We start from the raw sequence: 19,556 nt of genomic DNA, 5'->3' as shown, positions 1-19,556 counted from the left end.
GCCCGCGCGGGCTCAGTCGCCCACCGGCTCCCCGGCCTCCAGATACAGCGGAACGCCCCGCTCCCGGGCGCGCAGGGCCCAGCGCAGGCGCTCGTAGCGCACCGGCGGAAGGAGCCGGGCGGCCTCCTCCTCGGTGACGAAGCGCCAGTCACGCAGTTCGGGGCCGGGCAGCAGCAGGCGCTCGGCCTCCACGCCGTCGAGGACGCCCCCGTCGAAGAGGAAGCGCATCCCGCCGTAGCCGGGCGGCAGCGGCGGCTCCCAGTCGGCGACGAGCAGCCGGGGAGTCCCGGTGAGCCGGATGCCGGTCTCCTCGGCGACCTCGCGCACACCGGCGTGCGCGGGCGCCTCGCCGCGCTCCACGACCCCGCCCGGGAACTCCCAGCCCGCCTTGTACGTGGGGTCGACGAGCAGTACCCGGTCCCGTTCGTCGAAGAGCAGCACGCCCGCGGCCAGGGTCTCGGCGGTGGGCTGCGGGGTCTGCACGATCTCGCAGACGGGGGCGGCTCCGGTGCGCACCGCGTCGGCGATGTGCTCGGCCGTCTCGTACGGCGTCAGGGCGCTGGTGTCGACGCGATGGGCGTCCGCCCCCAGCCAGACGGCGAGCGCCGAGTGGAAGGGCTCGATGTGGTCGAACGACCATTGGCGAATGCGCAGTTCGCCATCGGGGAGTTCCGGGGGGACTTCGCGTCCGGCTATGCGATTGCGCAGGATCGTTTCGTCCGGGGCGAGCACCACATGGCGTATCGGTATCCGCCGCGAGGCGAGCCCCCCGAATATCTCGTCCCGGTACTCCTGGCGCAGGAGTGTCATCGGCACCACGAGGACCCCGCCGAGCTCCGCGAGCAGTCCGGCCGCCGTGTCCACCACGAGGCGTCGCCAGATCGGCAGGTCCTGGTAGTCGCTCACCTCGGCGAGTCGCTTGGCGGGCAGCAGCTGCGGCAGGGCGCCGCCGATGACCTCAGGGTCGAAGAGCGCGCTGTTCGGGATCAGCTCGATCAGTTCCCGCGCGGCCGATGTCTTTCCCGCACCGAACGCCCCATTGATCCAGACGATCACGTTTCCCCCTCTTCTGTTGGCCCCAAGTGGCTTGCCCGCTACACAGTGCCACGGAAACCAGCACTTGATGAGGGCCGCCGACGCCAGACCAAAAGCCGCCAGATCATGTCAAGTCTCTCGCGACAACTTCGCCCCATCGAGTGGCACCGCCACCCCACGAATCGTTCCCGCACTGCAGGACGGGCCCCCGCCCGCTACCGTGATCCGCCAGGCACCCCGGCCCCTGGTGACCTCCTCATTCCGGTTGCTTCACGGCATCCACCCCGGCCTCGCAGACCGACCGGGGCCCGCCCTGGGGGGATTAGTGCATCAGGACGAACTGCGCGAATTCGCGTGCGAGATTCCGGACTTACCGCCTCGGGTGTACGAGTCCGGGGGCGGCGTCGTGGTGGAACTGCGCGGCGAGGTCGACCTCGTGGGCTTCCAGCAGGCGGCGCCCGTACTCGATCCCGTCACCGCGGGCTCCGCGGAGACCGTCGTCATCGACCTGACCCACACGACGTTCATCGACTGCTCCGGCCTCGCCCTGCTCATGCGGGCGCGGCGCCGCCTCGCGTCGAGGGGCGCCGAGCTGCGGGTCGTGTGCCGCGATCCGATGGCGCTGCGCGTCATGGGCATCACCGGCCTGCGGGTGATTCTCGAGCCGGTGGCGTCGGTGCGCGAGGCGCTGGAGCAGCCGGGGCCCGGCACGTAGCCGTCGGACCGGGCGGGGGCGGCCCGGAGCCGCCCCGGCCGGGTCAGGACTGCGGACGCTTTCCGTGGTTGGCCGCGAGCTTGCGGCGGGCCTTCTTCTTACGGCGTCGCTTCGAGGACATGCGGGCTCCTCTCCCTGCTGGTCGGGGCCTGTGCCCGAGCCGGAGTGCGTCTCCACCGTGGCACACCCCCGCCCCACCCGCGATTCGCCGCCCCCTCGGGCCCCGGCACCACGGAGAGCACACACGTCACACGGGGCCCGGCGCGACGCCCGCGTAACAGGCGTCCGGGTCGGCCGGCGCGCCCGGCACCGTCGCGTTGATGATCCCGTCGAGACGGGCACGCGCGGCGAGCAGACCGGCGACGGCCTCGTCGATGCGGTCGCGCTCCTTGGTGAGGTCCGGCAGCATCCCGGAACAGCCGGGGGCGAGCGCCCCGTCGTCGTCGATCATGCAGGGCAACAGCTCAGCGATGGTGGCCGTGTTGAGGCCCGCGGCCAGCAGGACACGGATGCCGCGCACGGTGACCACGTCCTCTTCCGTGTACTCGCGGTATCCGCTCGGGCGCCGCGCGGGAGCGAGCAGGCCCTGCTCCTCGTAGTAGCGCAACAGCCGCTGGCTGACGCCGGTCCGCCGGGAGAACTCACCCATGCGCATGTGATCACCACCACGTCCGTTGACTCTCACATCGATGTGAGAGAGCAGTCTAGGCCGCATGACGAACCACGAAACATCAGCAAGCACGACTCCCGCGGCCCCCGTCTCCGTCGTCGGCCTCGGCCCCATGGGCCTGGTCCTCGCCGAGGTCCTCCTGGCCAAGGGCCACCCCACGACCGTCTGGAACCGCACCCCGGAACGGGCGAGCGGCCTCGTCGCCCAGGGCGCGCGGCTCGCCGGGAGCATCGCGGACGCGGTGTCCGCGAGCCCCGTCACCCTCATGTGCCTCAACACCTACGACACGATGTACGAGGTCTTCGCCCCCGCCCACGACGCCCTGCGGGGCCGGGCCCTGGTGAACCTCAACTCCGGTACACCGCAAGAGGTCCGCGCGGCCGTCACCTGGGCGGCCGAGCTGGGCGCCGGCTATCTCGACGGTGCCGTCATGGTGCCGCCGCCGCTGGTCGGGCGGCCCGACGCGGTGTTCCTGTACAGCGGCGACCACGCCGTCTTCGACGAGCACCGGGCGCCCCTCGCGAGCCTCGGCGACCCGCGCTTCCTCGGCACGGACCCGGCCCTGGCCGTCCTGTACAACACGGCCCTGCTGCACATGATGTACGCGAGCGTCAACGGTTTCCTCCAGGCCTCCGCCCTGGTCGGCTCCGCCGGGGTGTCCGCGGTCGACTTCTCGAAGCTCGCACTCGGCTGGTTCGCACCCACGGTCGTCGACCCGATGCTCGCCCGGTACGCGCCCGCCCTGGACGAGGCCGACTACCCCGGCGAGCTCGGCACGCTGGTCATGAACGCGAACGCCCTGGAACACATCACGCGAGCCAGCGCGGAACAGGGCGTCCACACCGATCTGCCCCGGCTGATGCACGAGGTCGCCGAACGCGCGATACGCCAGGGCTACGGCGAGCACAACTACCTCGCTGTCTACGAGGTCTTCAAGCAGGCGTCGCCCACGCCCTGACAGCGGCCCCGGCGAAAACCCGTTGGCTGGCCATCGCGGCCGCTGCTACGTTTCCGGAGGCCGTGCGAGAGAGTGAGGAGGTGGTACCCGTGAACGTATCGACATGGGTGCTCCCCTCCGGGGTCACGGTCGGGCGGTAGGTCGTCCGGGAGCGCCGATCCAGCGCACTCCCGAAAGGCACGACCATGCACATCACTTCCGAACAGCGCCTCGACGACGGCGTCCTCGAGCGCGAGTTCACCCTCGGCGAGATCCCCGGCACCCTGTGGACACCCGAGTCCGCCGCACCGGCCCCGCTGATCCTGATGGCCCACAACAACGGCCTGCCCAAGAAGGAACCGCGGCTGGTGGCCCGCGCCCGGCACTCCGCCGCGCAGGGCTACGCGGTGGCCACCATCGATGCCGCCGGGTGCGGGGAAAGGCCCCGCTCCGCATCCGACGAGCGGGCCCGAGCCGACCTGCGCCGGGCGATGCGGGCCGGTGAGCCGGTCGACGACATCTTCGAGTCCTTGGTCGGCCCGCTCGTCGCCCAGGCGGCTCCGGAATGGCGGACCACCCTGGACGCCCTCCTCCAGCTGCCCGGGATCGGCGGCCCGGTCGGGTACTCGGGGTGGACCGCCCTCGGCATCCGCCTCGCGGTGACCGAGCCGCGCATCGCGGCCGCCGGTCTCTTCGCCGGGGGTTACGTGCCCCGCGCCCAGCGCGAGGAGGCCCGGCAGGTCACCGTTCCGCTGCTGCTCCTGTTGCAGTGGGACGACGAGGGCAACCCCCGGCAGCGGGCCCTGGACCTGTTCGACGCCTTCGGCACCGAGGAGAAGACGCTGCACGCCAATACGGGCGGGCACACCGGCACCCCGTGGTTCGAGATGGAGGACGGGGGCCGCTTCTTCGACCGGCACCTGAAGTAGGGCCGGTGCCGGACCGCCACGCCCGGTGAAACGCCTCCTCACCCCGGCGGGATCTTCGTGGTAGTCGTGGAGGTCCAGTCGTCGAGAGGGATGTCATGGCTGACGAGCCTGTGCCTGGCCGGTTGGGCGTGGAGATGCGGGAGGCGGTGTTCCCCGACGGAACGAAGGGCGTGATCACGGTGCGGGCGGGCCTGCCCCAGGCCGAGGTGGACGCCCTCGCGGCCCGGATCTGGACCGAAACCCCCACCAAGCCGGACCCCGCCCCGGCCCCCCGCGGCCGGTCCGCCCCCTGACGGTGGCCGCCGTCCACGCCTGACCCGGACGGCGGTCACCCCCGCGGCTTCGGCCTCCGGTTCGACCTCGGGGTCAGGGGGTGTCAGGGGCTGGCTGAGCCGCCTGCCCGCGTCGACGCTGTCGTACGCATCAGGGACCATGGGCTCGCACGAGCCGCGACCGAGACGAGGACGCCCCCCGTGAACTCCCTGGCCCTCTTCCTCCCCGAAGCGGGAGCCATCCCTCCGTGGCTGCGGATCACGGCCGGGGTCGTGGTTCTCGGCCTGGCGGCCCTCCGCGTCTGGTTCTTCGTCCGGCGCCGACGGTAGCCCGCTCGCCCGGCCGGTCAGCTCGCCACCGACGCCTCAAGCACCAGGTCGGCCTCAGCCCTTGCTCGATCCCAAGGTCAGCCCCGCGATGAAGTGGCGTTGCAGGAGGAGGAACACCAGGATCGTCGGGAGGGCGACCAGGACGGAGCCTGCCGCGAGGAGGTTGTAGTCGGTGAAGAACTGGCCGCGGAGGTTGTTCAGGGACGAGGTGATGGGGAGCTTGTCGGGGTTGGAGATGAAGATGAGGGCCCAGAGGAAGTCGTTGTAGATCCAGGTGAATTCGAGGGTGGCCAGGGCCGCGAGGGCCGGGCGGCACAGCGGCAGGGTGATGCGCCAGAACTGGGTCCACACCCCGGCCCCGTCGACGACCGCGGCCTCCAGGATCTCCTTGGGCAGGGTGCGCATGAAATTGGCGAGGACGAAGACGCAGAAGCCCACCTGGAAGCCGATGTTGACGACGATGACCGCCCAGTACGAGTCGTAGAGGGTCATCGAGTCGGACATCCACCAGGGCAGGTCGATCTTCAGGAAGAGGACGTAGAGCGGGGTCACGAGGACCTGCGGCGGGAGCAGGTTGCCCGCCGTGAAGAACATCAGCAGCGCGAGGCCGCCGCGGATGTTCAGGCGGGAGACCGCGAAGGCGACGAAGGCCGCGAGGAACAGCGTGACGAGCACCGCGGGCACGGCGATGATCAGCGTGTTGGTGAAGTACTTGCCCATGCCGGAGGCGGTGTAGGCCTCGCGGTAGTAGGCGAAGGACAGCGTGTCCGGCCAGGAGAAGTAGCCGTCCCGGGCGGTCTCCTCGTACGGGCGCAGGCTGGCGTAGACGGCGAGGAGCAGCGGGGCGACGAACGCCAGGCAGACCGCCGACAGGAAGATGTGGACGCCGAATCTGCCCCGGCGCGGGCGGGGGTGCGGCGCGGCGCCCCGGAGGGTCGGCGTCACGGCGCCGTCCCGGGTCGTGGACTTCAGGTCCGCGGTCATTTCTCGCGCGCTCCTCTCAGCTCCTGGACCAGGAACGTCACGACGAAGCCCAGCGAGACGCCGAGCAGGACGACCGCGATGGCCGAGCCGAAGCCGATGCGGCTGGCCTCCCCGATGATGTTGTCGGTGATGAGGACGGAGAGCAGTTCCAGGCCGTTGCGGCCCTTGTTCACCGCGTAGACGATGTCGAAGGCACGCAGCGCTTCGATGACCGTGATGACACCCACGATGACGTTGACGGGGCGCAGGGTGGGGAAGGTGACGCGGAAGAAGGTCTGGCGTTCGTTCGCGCCGTCGATCGCCGCGGCCTCCTTCAGCTCGGGGTCGACGGACTTCAGCCCGGCCAGGTACAGGATCATCACGTAGCCGGTGTGCCGCCAGCTCGCGGCGAGCATCATCATCCACAGGTTGATGTCGGAGTCGCCGAGCCAGTCGACGGGGTCCTGCTCGTTGCCGAGGATGGTGTTGACCACGCCCTGGTCGGTGCCGAGCAGCAGTTGCGCCATGAAGCCGACGACGGCGAGCGAGAGCACGACCGGCATGTAGAGCACGGACTGGTAGAAGCGGCTGAAGCGGACGCCCCGGTCGATGAGGACCGCGAGGAGGAGCCCGAAGGGCGTCGCGACGAGTCCGAGGAAGGCGGTCCACAGCAGGTTGTGGCGGACGGCGGGCCAGAACGCGGGATAGTCCTGGACCAGGTTCTCGTAGTTGTCGCCGCCCACCCAGTGGAGGTCCCCGATGCCGTCCCAGGACGTGAAGGACAGGCCGACGGAGGCGAGGGCGGGTCCCCAGACGATGAGGACGTCCAGCAGGACGGGCAGGCCCAAGAGCGCGCCGAGGACGGCGATGTCGCGGCGGGTGAAGCGCCGTGTCGTACGCCGTCCGGCGCGCCGCGCGGTGTTCTGCGGCACGGAGTGCGCTCCCCTGAATCAGCTCACGGACGTGGAGAAGATGTCCTTCTTCTGCCGTTCGATCCTGTGGCACAGGCCGTCGACGTCCTTGGGGTCGTCGATGAAGTCCTGCAGCGCCTTGATCATGACGGTCTGCGCGAAGTCGGGGCGGGTGTCGCGGTCCAGGAACTGGGAGATCTGTTTCGCCTTGGAGACCAGTTCGGCGGATTTCTTCTGCAACGGGCTGTACTTGCTCGTGTCCGCGTCCTCGTTGACGGCGACGTTGTTCGGGTCGCCCTTGAGATAGACGTCCTCGGCCTCCGCCGTGCCGAGCCACTTCATGAAGTCCTTGGCGGCTTCCACGTTCCTCGACTTCTTCGGGATGAGGAATCCGTCGATGGGGGCCTCCACGGCGTCCTGGCCGTACTGCGGGTCGATCTCGGGGAAGGGAAAGAAGTCGATGTCGCCGCGCTCGCCCTCCGGGAACTGGCTGCCGGGGTGCGGCATGCCGAACACCGCCATGCCGGTCCTGCGGCGCTGGAGGCCCTGTCCGGCCTCCTCCCAGGTCCGGCCGAGGGCGCCCTTCTGGTAGTACGGCATGAGTTCGCGCCACAGGTCGAAGACCATCTTGACCTTCCGGTCGGTCCACGCCTCCTCGCCCGCCATCAGGCGCTTGTGGAAGTCGTAGCCGTTGAGCCGCAGGTCGATGTAGTCGAAGGTGCCCATCGCCGGCCAGCCGTCCTTGTCGCAGAAGGCGACGGGAGTGCCGTCCTTGTGCATCTTCTTGGCGAGCGCGATGAACTGGTCCCAGTTCCCGGCCTGTTCGTACCCCTGCTTCTCGAAGAGGCTCTTCCGGTGGAAGACCGCCCACGGGTAGTAGTAGTACGGCACGAAGTACTGCTTCCCGTCGTGCGTGGACTGGTCCTTCAGCGCCTGGGAGAAGCCCTGGAAGCCCTTCCACACGTCGCTGATCTCGACCAGCAGGCCCTTCTCGGCGAAGTACTGCATGCGGTAACCGGCGAACCACATGAAGACGTTGTCGGGTGACCCTTGCAGATAGCGCGTGATGTTCTGCTGGAATTCGTTGTGCTCTGTGGTGTTGACCTCGACGCGCTTGTCGCTCTCCTTCTCGTACGCCTTGAAGGCCTGCGCGAAGGCCGCCTTGGGCACGGCGTCCGACGCGTTGGAGCCCACCGTCACCTCGTTCTTGTCGCCGCCGGGCCCGTCGCCGCAGGCGGTGAGCAGGGCGGGGAGCGTCACCGCCCCGGCGCCGAGGGCGGTACCGCGCAGGAGGGTCCGGCGGGACATCGGATGTCCATTCACATTCCGGGGGGCGGTCGGACCGTGGGACCCGGTGAAATCTGACTGTGCCATGTCCCCCTCCTCGGGGTGCAACCCAACACAACCGAACGCAAGGCTTGGATCTCACTCCCAAGACCCCCCGCCGTCAAGGGTTCTGACGCCAGATGCTCGAACCGTTACCCCTCCTCTTCCAACAGACTTCAACACGCTCTACCGTAAGCGCGCACCACTGACTCGGACATGGAGACATCCCATCTTCCGCGAGTACGGAGGAACGTAACGATGCGTCACCTTCCCACCCGCACATCCCGCCGAAGAGTGGTCGGATCCCTCACCGCGGCGCTGCTCTGCGCGGCGGGGCTCGCCGCGCCCGCCGCGGCGGGCGCGGCACCGGGCCCGCAGGCCGCACAGTCCGCACGGACCGCGGACGCCGACGGGCCCCGGCTGCCCGACGGCCTCGCGCCGACCCCGCCGATGGGCTTCAACAACTGGAACGCCACCCACTGCCGCGCCGAGTTCGACGAGGCGATGGTCAAGGGGATCGCTGACCTCTTCGTGTCCAAGGGCCTCAAGGACGCGGGCTACCAGTACGTCAACCTCGACGACTGCTGGGCCCTGCCGCAGCGCGACGCGCACGGCAAGCTCGTGCCCGACCCCCAGAGGTTCCCGGGCGGCATCAAGGCCGTCGCCGACTACGTGCACGGCAAGGGCCTCAAGCTCGGCATCTACACCAGCGCGGGCACCAAGACCTGCAACCAGGCGGGCTTTCCCGGAGCGCTCGGCCACGAGCGCAGCGACGCCCGGCAGTTCGCGGAGTGGGGCGTCGACTACCTCAAGTACGACAACTGCAATAACCAGGGCGTGGACGCCAAGGAGCGCTACATCGCCATGCGCGACGCGCTCAAGGCCGCGTCCGAGAGCACGGGACGCCCCATCGTCTACAGCATCTGCGAGTGGGGCGAGAACAAGCCCTGGGAGTGGGCCTCCGACGTCGGCCACCTGTGGCGCACGACGGGCGACATCAGCGACAACTGGAACTCCATGCTCTCCATCATGAAGCGGAACCTGCCGCTCGCGCGCTACGCGGGCCCCGGCCGCTGGAACGACCCGGACATGCTCGAAGTCGGCAACGGCGGCATGACCGACACCGAGTACCGCACGCACTTCTCCATGTGGTCGATCATGGCCGCACCGCTGCTCATCGGCTCCGACCTGCGCAAGGTCTCGCCCCAGACCTTCGAGATCCTCGGCAACAAGGAAGTCGTCGCCGTCGACCAGGACCCGCTCGGCAAGCAGGGCGCCGTCGTCTCGTCCACCGGCGGGCGCTGGGTCGTCGCCAAGGAGATGAAGGACGGCAGCCGCGCGGTCGCGCTGTTCAACGAGACCGGGAGCCCGCAGCGCGTCGCCACGACCGCGGGGGCCGTCGGCCTGCCGAAGGCCTCCGGCTACACGCTGCGCGACCTGTGGAAGCACGAGAGCTTCAACACCGCGGGGGCCATCTCCGCGACCGTGCCCGCGCACGGCACCGTCCTGGTGCGCGTCGCCGCCGACGGCACGTGGGCCGACAAGCCCCCGGCCGTCGAACTCGGCCTCGACACAGGCGCGTTGGTCGAGGCGGGCAAGCCCGACAAGCTCACCACCCGTGTCACCAACCTCGGCCGCACCCCCGCGCGCGACGTCCGCGTGCGCCTCAGCGGCCCCGCGGGCTGGCAGGTCAAGGCGACGTCACCCACGAGTACGGCGGGCCTGCCCACCGGCAAGGCCCTCACCACCTCCTGGACCGTGACGGCGCCCGCGGGCACGCCCACCGGCGCGTACGCCCTCGGCCTCAAGGCGACCCACCGCGGCCCGGGCGGCCGCCAGGTCGAGAGCGCGCTGCCCCTGACGGCCCAGGTGGTGACCGCGCCTCCGGCGGGCCGCTCCGCGCTGAGCGACCTGCCGTGGATCTCCACCACCAACGGCTGGGGCCCCGTCGAGAAGGACACCAGCAACGGCGAGAGCCGGGCGGGCGACGGCAATCCGCTCACCATCGACGGCAAGGTGTACGCCAAGGGGCTCGGCGTCCACGCCGAGAGCGACGTCGCCTACTACGCGGGCGGCGCCTGCGAACGGCTGACCGCGCAGGTCGGCCTCGACGACGAGAAGCTCCTCAAGGGCACCGTCGCCTTCGAGGTCTGGGCCGACGGCGAGAAGGCCGCGTCGACCGGCGTCCTCACCAACCAGACGCCCGCGCGGACCGTTTCCGCCGACGTCAGCGGCGCCGAGGTGGTGCGCCTCGTCGTCACCGACGGCGGCGACGGCATCGACTCCGACCACGCGGACTGGGCGGAGCCGGTACTCAGCTGCTGAGCGACCCGCCAGGCGCCGGAGCCCGGTCACGCGGCGCGACCGGGCTCCGGTCCGCTCAGCCGTTGACGGCCGACCGCAGCCGCGGCACCGCCGGGTCGGGGAAGGCCCGCAGCGCGGCCGCCGCCGCGCCCACCAGACCCGCGTCCGTGCCCATCAGGGCCGGGGCGACCGTCAGTTGGCGTACGAAGGACAGCGCGGCGTAGTCCCGCAGGGCGCGGCGCAGCGGCGCGAACAGGACGTCGCCCGCCATCGCCACGCCCCCGCCGATCACCGCGATGTCGATCTCGACGAGGGTGGCGGTGGCGGCGATGCCGGCCGCGAGCGCCTGGGCGGCCCGGTCGAAGGACGCCGTGGCGACGGGGTCGCCCGCACGGGCCGCGAGCGCCACGGCCGCCGCCGAGGTGTCGCCGTCCGGGCCCGGCCGCCAGCCCGCCTCCAGGGCGCGCCGGGCGATGTTCGGGCCGCTCGCTATCCGCTCGACACAGCCGCGGGCGCCGCAGGGACACGGGTCGCCGTCCAGGTCGACACAGATGTGGCCGATGTGGCCCGCGTTGCCGGTGGGGCCCGGGTGCAGCGAGCCGCCCAGGATCAGGCCGCCGCCGACGCCGGTGGACACCACCATGCACAGGGCGTTGTCGTGGCCCCGGGCGGCACCTTGCCAGTGCTCGGCGGCCGTCATGGCCACGCCGTCGCCCACCAGTTCCACCGGCAGGCCGTCGGTGGCGGCGCGCACCCGCTCCACCAGGGGATAGCCGCGCCAGCCGGGCACGTTGACGGGGCTGACCGTGCCCGCAGAGGCGTCCACGGGGCCCGCGCTGCCGATGCCGACGGCGCGCACCTGGGCCCACGGCTCCCCCGCCGCGAGCTCGCCGAGCACGTCCCGGACCGCCCGCATCACGGTGTCGCCGTCCTCGCGCGCGGGCGTCGGCCGCTGGGTGCGCAGCAGGATCCGGCCGCGGCCGTCCACCAGGGCTCCGGCGATCTTGGTGCCGCCGATGTCGAGTGCGGCGACGAGGTCCGTGGGCATCACTGTCAGATCTCCTGGTGAAAGGGCAGGCCGGAGAGTGCGGAGGGACAGTCTCTCGTGCTTCTGACAACGTTGTCCAGGTTCTATGCTCGATGCCACACGGCGAGCCCTTGCGCCCACCGCCGGAACCGCGACCCCCACATCGGCAGCGCAGCACGCTACCCCCGGGTAAACACCGGACATCCAACCCCCCGTATACATAGTGGACGTCATATGAGCCCGTACACAGTGGAAACCTGAACTTCCGCACGCGAACCGGCCTCCGTTACGCAGACTGGGTCCGCGACCCGCGCAGCACAGCCCCGTAGTGGACGACAGACAGGACAGCGCACCGTGGCAGAGACCGCCCGCACCCCCGTCTCCCACCGCCGCCCCGACGGCAGTTCGGACCCCGCGGACCCCAGGAGCCGCTACGGCAACCGGCCGACCATGAAGGACGTCGCCGCCCGCGCGGGCGTGGGCCTCAAGACGGTCTCCCGCGTGGTGAACGGCGAGCCGGGGGTCACGCCCGACACCGAGCGGCGCGTCCAGGAGGCCATCGACGCCCTCGGCTTCCGGCGCAACGACAGCGCGCGGGTACTGCGCAAGGGCCGCACGGCCAGCATCGGCCTCGTCCTGGAGGACCTGGCCGACCCGTTCTACGGCCCGCTGAGCCGCGCGGTCGAAGAAGTGGCGCGGGCGCACGGGGCGCTGCTCATCAACGGTTCGAGCGCCGAGGACCCGGACCGCGAGCAGGAGTTGGTGCTCGCGCTGTGCGCGCGGCGCGTCGACGGTCTCGTGGTGATCCCCGCGGGCGACGACCACCGCTATCTGGAGCCGGAGATCGCCGCGGGCGTCGCCACGGTGTTCGTGGACCGGCCGCCGGGGCGGATCGACGCGGACGTGGTCCTCTCCGACAGCTTCGGCGGCGCGCGGGACGGCGTCGCGCACCTGATCGCGCACGGCCACCGCCGCATCGGGTTCATCGGTGACCAGCCGCGCATCCACACCGCCATAGAGCGCCTGCGGGGCTACCGCACGGCGATGGCGGACGCGGGCATCGACGTCGACGAGTCCTGGGTGTCCCTCGGCCTCACGCACCCCGAGCGCGTCGCCCGCGCCGCCGAGACGATGCTGGCGGGCCCGGCTCCCGTCACCGCGATCTTCGCGGGCAACAACCGCGTGACGGTCACCGTCGTCCGCGTCCTCGCGGGGCTCCCCCGCCCCGTGGCCCTGGTCGGCTTCGACGACATCGAGCTGGCGGACCTGCTCCGCCCCGGGGTCACGGTGGTCGCCCAGGACGCGGCCCAGCTCGGCCGCACGGCGGCGGAGCGCCTCTTCCGGCAGCTGGACGGCGCGTCGGGTCCGCCCGAGCGGGTGGAGCTTCCGACGCGCCTGATCACCCGGGGCTCGGGGGAGCTGGCGCCCGCGGACTGAGCGCGGCGGAGCGCTACTTGGCCGACGGCGTCAGGTCGCCCCGGCGCGGCCCCGCGTAGGTCTGGAGCCCGGCCGGTGTGAGCCCGGTGAGCCGGGTGACCTCGGCGGTGTCGAGCGCGCCGCAGTCCAGGCCGCGCAGCAGATACCCGGCGAGGGCCTTGGCGGTGGCGGGCTCGTCCGCGATGTCGCCCGCGGTCCGGCTGGCGTACGCGGCGAGGCGGGCGGCGGCCTGCTCGAAGCCCTCGCGATAGAAAGCGAACACGGCGGCGTAACGGGTGGGGATGTGGCCGGGGTGCATGTCCCAGCCCTGGTAGTAGGCGCGGGCCAGGGCGCGCCGGGTGAGGCCGTAGTGCAGCCGCCAGGCGTCGTGGACCTTCGCCGTGGGGCCGACCGGCAGGACGTTGGTGGAGCCGTCACAGACGCGTACGCCCGTGCCCGCGGCCGCGACCTGCATGATCGCCTTGGCGTGGTCGGCGGCCGGGTGGTCGCTCGCCTGGTAGGCGGCGGACACGCCGAGGCAGGCGCTGTAGTCGAAGGTGCCGTAGTGCAGGCCGGTGGCGCGGCCCTCGGCGGCGTCGATCATGCGGGCGACGGTCGCGGTGCCGTCGGCGGCGAGGATCGACTGGCTGGTCTCGATCTGGATCTCGAAGCCGATCCGGCCGGGGGCGAGGCCGCGCGCCTTCTCGAACTCCTCCAGGAGCCGCACCATCGCGGTGACCTGCTGCGGATACGTCACCTTCGGCAGCGTCAGGACGAGCCCGTCGGGCAGGCCGCCCGCCTCCATGAGGCCGGAGAGGAAGACGTCGAGGGTGCGGATGCCGCGGTCCCGCACGGCGGCCTCCATGCACTTCATGCGGATGCCCAGGTAGGGGGCCGTGTTCCCGGCGGTGCCGTGCGCGTACGTCTCGGCGATCAGCCGGGCCGCGCGCGCCGCGTGGGTGTCCTCGTCGGCGTCCGTGCGCCCGCCGTAGCCGTCCTCGAAGTCGACGCGCAGGTCTTCCACGGGCTCACGCTCCAGCTTGGCCCGCACGCGCGCGTAGACCGGCTCGGCGAGGTCGTCGGCGAGGCCGAGGGCGGCGGCGAAGGAGGCGGCGTCCGGCGCGTGCTCGTCGAGCGCGGCGAGCGCCCGGTCGCCCCAGGAGCGGATGGTGTCGGCGGCGAAGAGCTCGCCGGGCACGTACACGGTGTGGACGGGCTGGCGGGTGCCGGGGTCTCCGGGGTAGCGGCGCTCCAGCTCCTCGTCCACCGGCGTGAGCGAGGCGCTGATCCGCTCGCTGACGGCGCCCGCGAGACTCGTCGCCACCTTTTCCTGCTGACCCATCCGTGCACCCTCCACATTCATAGTGCGGCGTTCCGTGCTCACGGTGTTCCATGGCGGGGACGCCATTGAACCGTCCATCTAATCTTCCGCTTCACGGAATCAGGAATCCGTATGGCGAAGTTATCCGTGTACCTTCCCACTGGTCAACACCTTCTCGTGTACCGGACCCCGGGCGTTCACGCCTGTCTCAGATGGTGCTTCCACACTCCGATGGGCCCTTTCCGCACGGCCCGGGCCCGCTCGGAGCCCGACAGCGCCGCGCCGCGACCGACCGAAGGAGAACGCGTGCCGACCGACACACCCGTGACCCGCCGCTCCGGCCTGCGTACGGCCGTGGCCACCGCGACGGCCGTCACGGTCCCGCTGCTCGCCACCGCGCTCGCCACCGCGCCCGCGCACGCCGCGGAGCGCCCGGGCCGCCGTCTGGAGGTCATGACCTTCAACCTGCGCTACGCGAGCCCCACGCCGCCGAACGCGTGGCCGGAGCGCCGCCCGGTGACCCGCGAGCTCCTGCACCGGGCGCGGCCCCACGTCATCGGCACCCAGGAGGGCCTCTACCAGCAGGTGCAGGACATCGCCGAGGACCTGGGCCCGCACTACGCCTGGATCGGCACGGGCCGCGCGGGCGGCAGCCGCGACGAGTTCATGACCGTCTACTACGACAGGCGCAGGCTGACGCCCGTCGCGTACGAACACTTCTGGCTCTCCGACACCCCGGAGGTGATCGGCTCCAACACCTGGGGCGGCGGCTCCATCCGCATGGTCACCTGGGTGCGCTTCCACGACCGGCGCACGGAGCGCGAGTTCTACTTCCTCAACACCCATCTGGACAACCACAGTCAGTACGCGCGCACGCGGGCCGCGCATCTGATCTCCGACCGCCTCTCCGCCCTCGACCGCACCGTGCCGAAGGTCGTCACCGGCGACTTCAACGTCGCGGCCCACAAGAACTCGGTGTACGAGACGCTGCTCGAGGCGGGGCTCGTCGACACCTGGGACGCGGCCGACGAACGCGGCAAGCAGTACGCGACCTTCCACGGCTACAAGCCGCTCGTGCCGGACGGCGACCGCATCGACTGGATCCTGGCGACTCCGGCCGCGCGCGTGCACGCGGCGGCCGTCAACGTCTTCTCCCTGGACGGGCAGTTCCCGAGCGACCACCTGCCGGTGCAGGCGAGCCTGACGCTGTGACGCACGAGGCCCCCGGCCCCGCGCGCGGCGGAACCAGGGGCCTCGTGAGGTCGAACAGCTCAGCCCTTGCGGGACTTGACCTCTTCGGTGAGCTGCGGGACGACCTCGAAGAGGTCGCCGACCACGCCGTAGTCGACGAGGTCGAAGATCGGGGCCTCGGCGTCCTTGTTGACGGCCACGATGGTCTTCGACGTCTGCATGCCCGCGCGGTGCTGGATCGCGCCGGAGATGCCGGAGGCGATGTACAGCTGCGGCGACACGGACTTGCCGGTCTGGCCGACCTGGTTGGAGTGCGGGTACCAGCCGGCGTCGACGGCGGCGCGCGAGGCGCCGACGGCGGCACCGAGCGAGTCGGCGAGCGCCTCGATGATCGCGAAGTTCTCCGCGCCGTTGACGCCGCGGCCGCCGGAGACCACGATCGCGGCCTCGGTGAGCTCGGGGCGGCCGGTCGACTCGCGCGGCGTGCGCGCGGTGACCTTGGTGCCGGTGGCCTGGGCGGAGAACGACACGGCCAGGGCCTCGACGGCGCCCGCGGCCGGGGCGGCCTCGACCGGCGCCGAGTTCGGCTTCACGGTGATGACCGGGGTGCCCTTGGCGATGCGGGACTTGGTGGTGAACGCGGCCGCGAACACGGACTGCGTGGCCACCGGGCCCTCGTCGCCGGCCTCCAGGTCGATGGCGTCGGTGATGATGCCGGACTCGACGCGGACCGCGAGGCGGGCGGCGATCTCCTTGCCCTCGGCGGACGACGGCACGAGCACGGCGACCGGGGACACGGCGTCGTACGCGGCCTGCAGCGCGTCCACCTTCGGCACGACGAGGTAGTCGGCGAACTCGGGGGCGTCGGCGGTGAGGACCTTGACCGCGCCGTGCTCGGCGAGCGTGGCGGCGGTGGCCTCGGCGCCGGCGCCGAGCGCGACGGCGACGGGCTCGCCGAGGCGGCGGGCGAGCGTCAGCAGCTCCAGGGTGGGCTTGCGGACGGCTCCGTCGACGTGGTCGACGTAGACGAGAACTTCAGCCATGGGACTTCAATCTCCTGCGGTTACGAAGAAGTTGGGGCGGTTGAGGGAGTGGCTGAAGCTCAGATGAACTTCTGGCCCGCGAGGAACTCAGCGAGCTGCTTGCCGCCCTCGCCCTCGTCCTTGACGATCGTGCCCGCGGTGCGCGCGGGACGCTCGGCGGCGGAGTCGACCTTGGTCCAGGCGCCCTCGAGACCGACCTCTTCCGCGTCGATGTCCAGGTCGTCCAGGTCCAGGGACTCCACCGGCTTCTTCTTGGCCGCCATGATGCCCTTGAACGAGGGGTAACGGGCCTCGCCCGACTGGTCCGTGACGGACACGACGGCCGGCAGGGACGCCTCCAGCTGCTCGGAGGCGGTGTCGCCGTCACGGCGGCCCTTGACGACGCCGTCCGTGACGGAGACCTCGGAGAGCAGCGTGACCTGCGGGACGCCCAGGCGCTCGGCGAGGATCGCCGGGAGCACGCCCATGGTGCCGTCCGTGGAGGCCATACCGGCGATGACGAGGTCGTAGCCCGTCTTCTCGACGGCCTTGGCCAGGACCAGCGAGGTGCCCATCACGTCCGTGCCGTGCAGGTCGTCGTCCTCGACGTGGACGGCCTTGTCGGCGCCCATCGACAGGGCCTTGCGCAGCGCGTCCTTGGCGTCCTCGGGGCCGACGGTCAGAACCGTGATCTCGGCCTCGCCGTCCGCGGCCTCCTTGATCTGCAGGGCCTGCTCGACCGCGTACTCGTCGAGCTCCGAGAGGAGGCCGTCCACGTCGTCACGGTCGACGGTCAGGTCCTCGGCGAAGTGCCGATCGCCGGTGGCGTCGGGCACGTACTTCACACAGACAACGATCCTCAAGCTCACGCCGGCTCTCCTACTGCATCGTCATTACTGGGCTGCTGCCTTGGCTGGGCCACTGCCTTCTTGCAGGCAGCATAGGCGCCTCAAGCGGCGGATCCCGGTCGGGGCGGCCCCCGCCCCAACCGGAATATTACTCATGAGTACACCCACTGCATTCCCGCTGAGCAAGCGCTTTGAACTGTGACCTTCGCAACGCTCCGTAATCGCGCGCACCCCGCGTCATCGGGAACTCTCAGTCACGCAGCGCGTTGAAGCGCCCCTGGTGGTACAGCAGCGGGCGACCCGCCCCCGCGGGGTCGCCGACGACCACCTCCGCGAGCACGAGCCGGTGGTCGCCCGCGGGCACCCGCGCCACGACCCGGCACACCAGCCAGGCGAGGACGCCGTCGAGCACGGGCACGCCGTGCGGCCCCTCGAACCAGCGCGTGGGTGCGCCGAAGCGGTCGGCGCCGCTGCGCGCGAACGTCGCGGCGAGCTCTTCCTGGTGCTCGCCGAGGACGTGGACGCCGACGTACTCGGCCCGGGATATCGCGGGCCAGCTGGAGGCGCCGGTGCCGATGCCGAACGAGATCATGGGCGGCTCGGCGGACACCGAGGTGAGCGAGGTGGCGGTGAAGCCGACGGGGCCTGAGCCCCACGCGGTGATCACCGCGACCCCGGCCGCGTGCCGCCGGAAGACGGAGCGCAGCAGATCGGGCGCGGCGAGCTGGGGAACGTCGAGGTCGGGTGAAGCCGTCATGGAGTTGTCCTTCTGCAGGAGGTACGAGCGGGTCCGTGGCTGCTCAGCAGGACCAACAGCGCGCACTGGCATGACGGGCGAGGTCCACGTGGACGCGCTCGTAGAGAAGGAGCTCCGGTGGCATGGCAGCAGGCTGTCGATAGATGGCCGGTGCAGTCAAGGCCCTGCGGGCGCGGTAAAGATCACTCAGGAACACGGGCCGGAGCACGGGACCTCCTTCCGGGACCGCGGCCCGCCTCATACGGCCGCCCCGAGGGCGGCGATGACGTCGGCCTTGCGCGGCTGTCCCGCCGCGCGCCGCACCACGCGCCCGGCGCGGTCGAGGACGAGCACCGTGGGCGTCTTGTCGATGCGCAGCTCCCGGACGAGGTCCAGGGCGCCCTCTGCGTCGATCTCCACGTGTGCGACGCCGGGCACCATGGCGGCGACGTCGGAGAGGACCCTGCGGGTCGCCCGGCAGGGCTGGCAGAAGGCGCTGGAGAACTGCACGAGCGTGGCCCGCTCGCCGAGCGGTCCGCCCAGGTCCCCCGCGTCCAGCCGCCGTGCGCTGTCGTGTCCGCGCGCCGCTGTCACCCGCGCCTCCCGCCCTTCTCCGTCGCCCGCCCGGGCGCTGTCCGGCCCCCGGCCGGGGGCGCACATACCTCATTCCCTTCAGCACCCGCGCGTGCTCAAAGATTCCGACGTGACGAGAATCTCCCGCACTACGGGCACTAGCGCTGGCCAGTCGCTCGTTCTTGGGGCACGATCTGCGGAGCCGTATACCTACGGATCCGTAACTTGGTTACCTGCCGAAGGTCCTCCTCCTCCGGCAGAGATGAAGGGCCTCCCCACCCATGGCAGAACTCGTGTACCGACCGGTCGTCGGTGTCGCCAAGACCTTCTTCAAGGCACTGGACCTGAAGATCGACTGCAAGGGTTCCGAGAACATTCCGCGCACGGGTGGCGCGGTCCTCGTCAGCAATCACATCAGCTATCTCGACTTCGTCTTCAACGGCCTGGCGGCGCTGCCGCAGAAGCGCCTGGTGCGCTTCATGGCGAAGGAGTCGGTGTTCCGCCACAAGATCTCCGGTCCGCTGATGCGCGGAATGAAGCACATTCCCGTGGACCGCAAGCAGGGCGACCAGGCGTATGCCCACGCCCTGGACTCGCTGCGCTCGGGGGAAATCATCGGCGTCTTCCCCGAGGCGACGATCTCGCAGTCGTTCACCCTGAAGTCGTTCAAGACGGGCGCCGCGCGCCTGGCCCAGGAGGCGGGCGTCCCGCTGATCCCCATGGCGGTGTGGGGCACGCAGCGGGTCTGGACGAAGGGCCACCCGCGCAACTTCAAGCGCCAGCACCTGCCCGTGACGATTCGGGTCGGCGAGCGCGTGGAGGCGCCCAAGGAGCAGTACGCGGGCGCGATCACGCGGCGCCTGCGCGAGCGCTGCCAGGAACTCCTCGAAGCGGCGCAGCGCGCCTACCCCGGCCGCCCCAAGGGTCCGGACGACACCTGGTGGCTCCCTGCCCACCTGGGCGGCACGGCCCCGACCCCGGCCGAGGTCCGCGCCGCCGAGGCGCACTGACGCTGCGGCGAACGGCCCGC

The 19,556-nt window shown here is 71.1% G+C and carries 20 protein-coding genes; 9 read left to right on the top strand and 11 right to left on the bottom strand.

The features are described from left to right. Positions 1-12 precede the first annotated feature (12 nt). A complete protein-coding gene (locus tag MQV74_RS40980) occupies positions 13-1,056 on the bottom strand; it encodes an NUDIX hydrolase (RefSeq protein ID WP_308402354.1) in 1,044 nt (347 codons plus the stop codon). Between the two features lie 361 nt (positions 1,057-1,417). On the opposite strand from MQV74_RS40980, the gene MQV74_RS37090 reads away from it, so the two are divergent. After that, positions 1,418-1,750 (top strand): STAS domain-containing protein, encoded by a 333-nt coding sequence (locus MQV74_RS37090; protein WP_242727872.1) that lies wholly within the window; start codon positions 1,418-1,420, stop codon positions 1,748-1,750. 247 nt (positions 1,751-1,997) lie between these two features. Here the strand turns inward: MQV74_RS37090 and MQV74_RS37085 are convergent, their stop codons facing one another. Next, a complete protein-coding gene (locus MQV74_RS37085) occupies positions 1,998-2,405 on the bottom strand; it encodes a MerR family transcriptional regulator (protein WP_242727871.1) in 408 nt (135 codons plus the stop codon). 58 nt (positions 2,406-2,463) lie between these two features. On the opposite strand from MQV74_RS37085, the gene MQV74_RS37080 reads away from it, so the two are divergent. The 4 genes from MQV74_RS37080 (at position 2,464) to MQV74_RS40975 (ending at position 4,888) form a co-directional block, all read left to right on the top strand. Further along, positions 2,464-3,378, top strand: coding sequence for an NAD(P)-dependent oxidoreductase (locus MQV74_RS37080; RefSeq protein ID WP_242727870.1), 915 nt, complete (start codon positions 2,464-2,466; stop codon positions 3,376-3,378). Between the two features lie 185 nt (positions 3,379-3,563). Beyond that, on the top strand, positions 3,564-4,286 hold the full coding sequence (locus MQV74_RS37075; protein ID WP_242727869.1) for a dienelactone hydrolase family protein: 723 nt from the start codon (positions 3,564-3,566) through the stop codon (positions 4,284-4,286). 95 nt (positions 4,287-4,381) lie between these two features. Then, positions 4,382-4,579, top strand: a complete 198-nt coding sequence (locus tag MQV74_RS37070; protein WP_242727868.1) for a hypothetical protein — start codon at positions 4,382-4,384, stop codon at positions 4,577-4,579. A 180-nt stretch (positions 4,580-4,759) separates the two neighbouring features. Beyond that, a complete protein-coding gene (locus MQV74_RS40975) occupies positions 4,760-4,888 on the top strand; it encodes a hypothetical protein (protein WP_278194301.1) in 129 nt (42 codons plus the stop codon). 54 nt (positions 4,889-4,942) lie between these two features. Here the strand turns inward: MQV74_RS40975 and MQV74_RS37065 are convergent, their stop codons facing one another. The 3 genes from MQV74_RS37065 to MQV74_RS37055 are packed head-to-tail and all read right to left on the bottom strand — an operon-like array spanning position 4,943 to position 8,070. After that, positions 4,943-5,872 carry a carbohydrate ABC transporter permease gene (locus tag MQV74_RS37065; RefSeq protein ID WP_242727867.1) on the bottom strand — a complete coding sequence of 310 codons (930 nt, stop codon included), beginning with the start codon at positions 5,870-5,872 and terminating at the stop codon, positions 4,943-4,945. Then, positions 5,869-6,783, bottom strand: coding sequence for a carbohydrate ABC transporter permease (locus tag MQV74_RS37060; protein ID WP_242727866.1), 915 nt, complete (start codon positions 6,781-6,783; stop codon positions 5,869-5,871). The genes MQV74_RS37065 and MQV74_RS37060 overlap by 4 nt, the downstream gene beginning before the upstream one ends. Before the next feature lie 18 nt (positions 6,784-6,801). Next, positions 6,802-8,070 carry an ABC transporter substrate-binding protein gene (locus MQV74_RS37055; RefSeq protein WP_242727865.1) on the bottom strand — a complete coding sequence of 423 codons (1,269 nt, stop codon included), beginning with the start codon at positions 8,068-8,070 and terminating at the stop codon, positions 6,802-6,804. A 276-nt stretch (positions 8,071-8,346) separates the two neighbouring features. Between MQV74_RS37055 and MQV74_RS37050 the strand changes: the two genes are divergently transcribed. Continuing rightward, entirely contained in the window at positions 8,347-10,413 is a 2,067-nt protein-coding gene (locus MQV74_RS37050) for an NPCBM/NEW2 domain-containing protein (protein WP_242727864.1), read from the top strand. 55 nt (positions 10,414-10,468) lie between these two features. Here the strand turns inward: MQV74_RS37050 and MQV74_RS37045 are convergent, their stop codons facing one another. After that, positions 10,469-11,440 carry an ROK family protein gene (locus MQV74_RS37045; protein ID WP_242727863.1) on the bottom strand — a complete coding sequence of 324 codons (972 nt, stop codon included), beginning with the start codon at positions 11,438-11,440 and terminating at the stop codon, positions 10,469-10,471. 333 nt (positions 11,441-11,773) lie between these two features. On the opposite strand from MQV74_RS37045, the gene MQV74_RS37040 reads away from it, so the two are divergent. Then, on the top strand, positions 11,774-12,856 hold the full coding sequence (locus MQV74_RS37040) for a LacI family DNA-binding transcriptional regulator (RefSeq protein ID WP_374120750.1): 1,083 nt from the start codon (positions 11,774-11,776) through the stop codon (positions 12,854-12,856). 13 nt (positions 12,857-12,869) lie between these two features. Here MQV74_RS37040 and MQV74_RS37035 read toward each other — a convergent pair whose 3' ends face one another. Next, positions 12,870-14,177, bottom strand: coding sequence for a DUF6986 family protein (locus MQV74_RS37035; protein ID WP_242727862.1), 1,308 nt, complete (start codon positions 14,175-14,177; stop codon positions 12,870-12,872). A 285-nt stretch (positions 14,178-14,462) separates the two neighbouring features. Here MQV74_RS37035 and MQV74_RS37030 point away from each other — a divergent pair, with 285 nt between their 5' ends. Then, positions 14,463-15,368 (top strand): endonuclease/exonuclease/phosphatase family protein, encoded by a 906-nt coding sequence (locus tag MQV74_RS37030; RefSeq protein ID WP_242727861.1) that lies wholly within the window; start codon positions 14,463-14,465, stop codon positions 15,366-15,368. 59 nt (positions 15,369-15,427) lie between these two features. Here the strand turns inward: MQV74_RS37030 and MQV74_RS37025 are convergent, their stop codons facing one another. The 4 genes from MQV74_RS37025 to MQV74_RS37010 all read right to left on the bottom strand — a co-directional run bounded on the left by MQV74_RS37025 (position 15,428) and on the right by MQV74_RS37010 (position 18,547). Beyond that, positions 15,428-16,390 (bottom strand): electron transfer flavoprotein subunit alpha/FixB family protein, encoded by a 963-nt coding sequence (locus MQV74_RS37025; protein WP_242727860.1) that lies wholly within the window; start codon positions 16,388-16,390, stop codon positions 15,428-15,430. 59 nt (positions 16,391-16,449) lie between these two features. Beyond that, the gene (locus tag MQV74_RS37020) at positions 16,450-17,238 is read right to left on the bottom strand and encodes an electron transfer flavoprotein subunit beta/FixA family protein (RefSeq protein WP_242727859.1); all 789 of its coding nucleotides are present in this window, start codon (positions 17,236-17,238) and stop codon (positions 16,450-16,452) included. Between the two features lie 229 nt (positions 17,239-17,467). Beyond that, complete coding sequence (locus MQV74_RS37015) at positions 17,468-17,974, bottom strand: flavin reductase family protein (RefSeq protein ID WP_242727858.1); 507 nt, start codon at positions 17,972-17,974, stop codon at positions 17,468-17,470. 237 nt (positions 17,975-18,211) lie between these two features. After that, complete coding sequence (locus tag MQV74_RS37010) at positions 18,212-18,547, bottom strand: thioredoxin family protein (protein ID WP_242727857.1); 336 nt, start codon at positions 18,545-18,547, stop codon at positions 18,212-18,214. A 260-nt stretch (positions 18,548-18,807) separates the two neighbouring features. Here MQV74_RS37010 and MQV74_RS37005 point away from each other — a divergent pair, with 260 nt between their 5' ends. Next, positions 18,808-19,536 (top strand): lysophospholipid acyltransferase family protein, encoded by a 729-nt coding sequence (locus MQV74_RS37005; RefSeq protein WP_242727856.1) that lies wholly within the window; start codon positions 18,808-18,810, stop codon positions 19,534-19,536. Positions 19,537-19,556 lie beyond the last annotated feature (20 nt).

The organism is Streptomyces sp. AN091965 (assembly GCF_022698285.1).
Taxonomy (GTDB): Bacteria; Actinomycetota; Actinomycetes; order Streptomycetales; family Streptomycetaceae; genus Streptomyces.
Note: the sequence above shows the minus strand (reverse complement) of the source record. Positions and strands in the feature narration are given on the sequence as shown.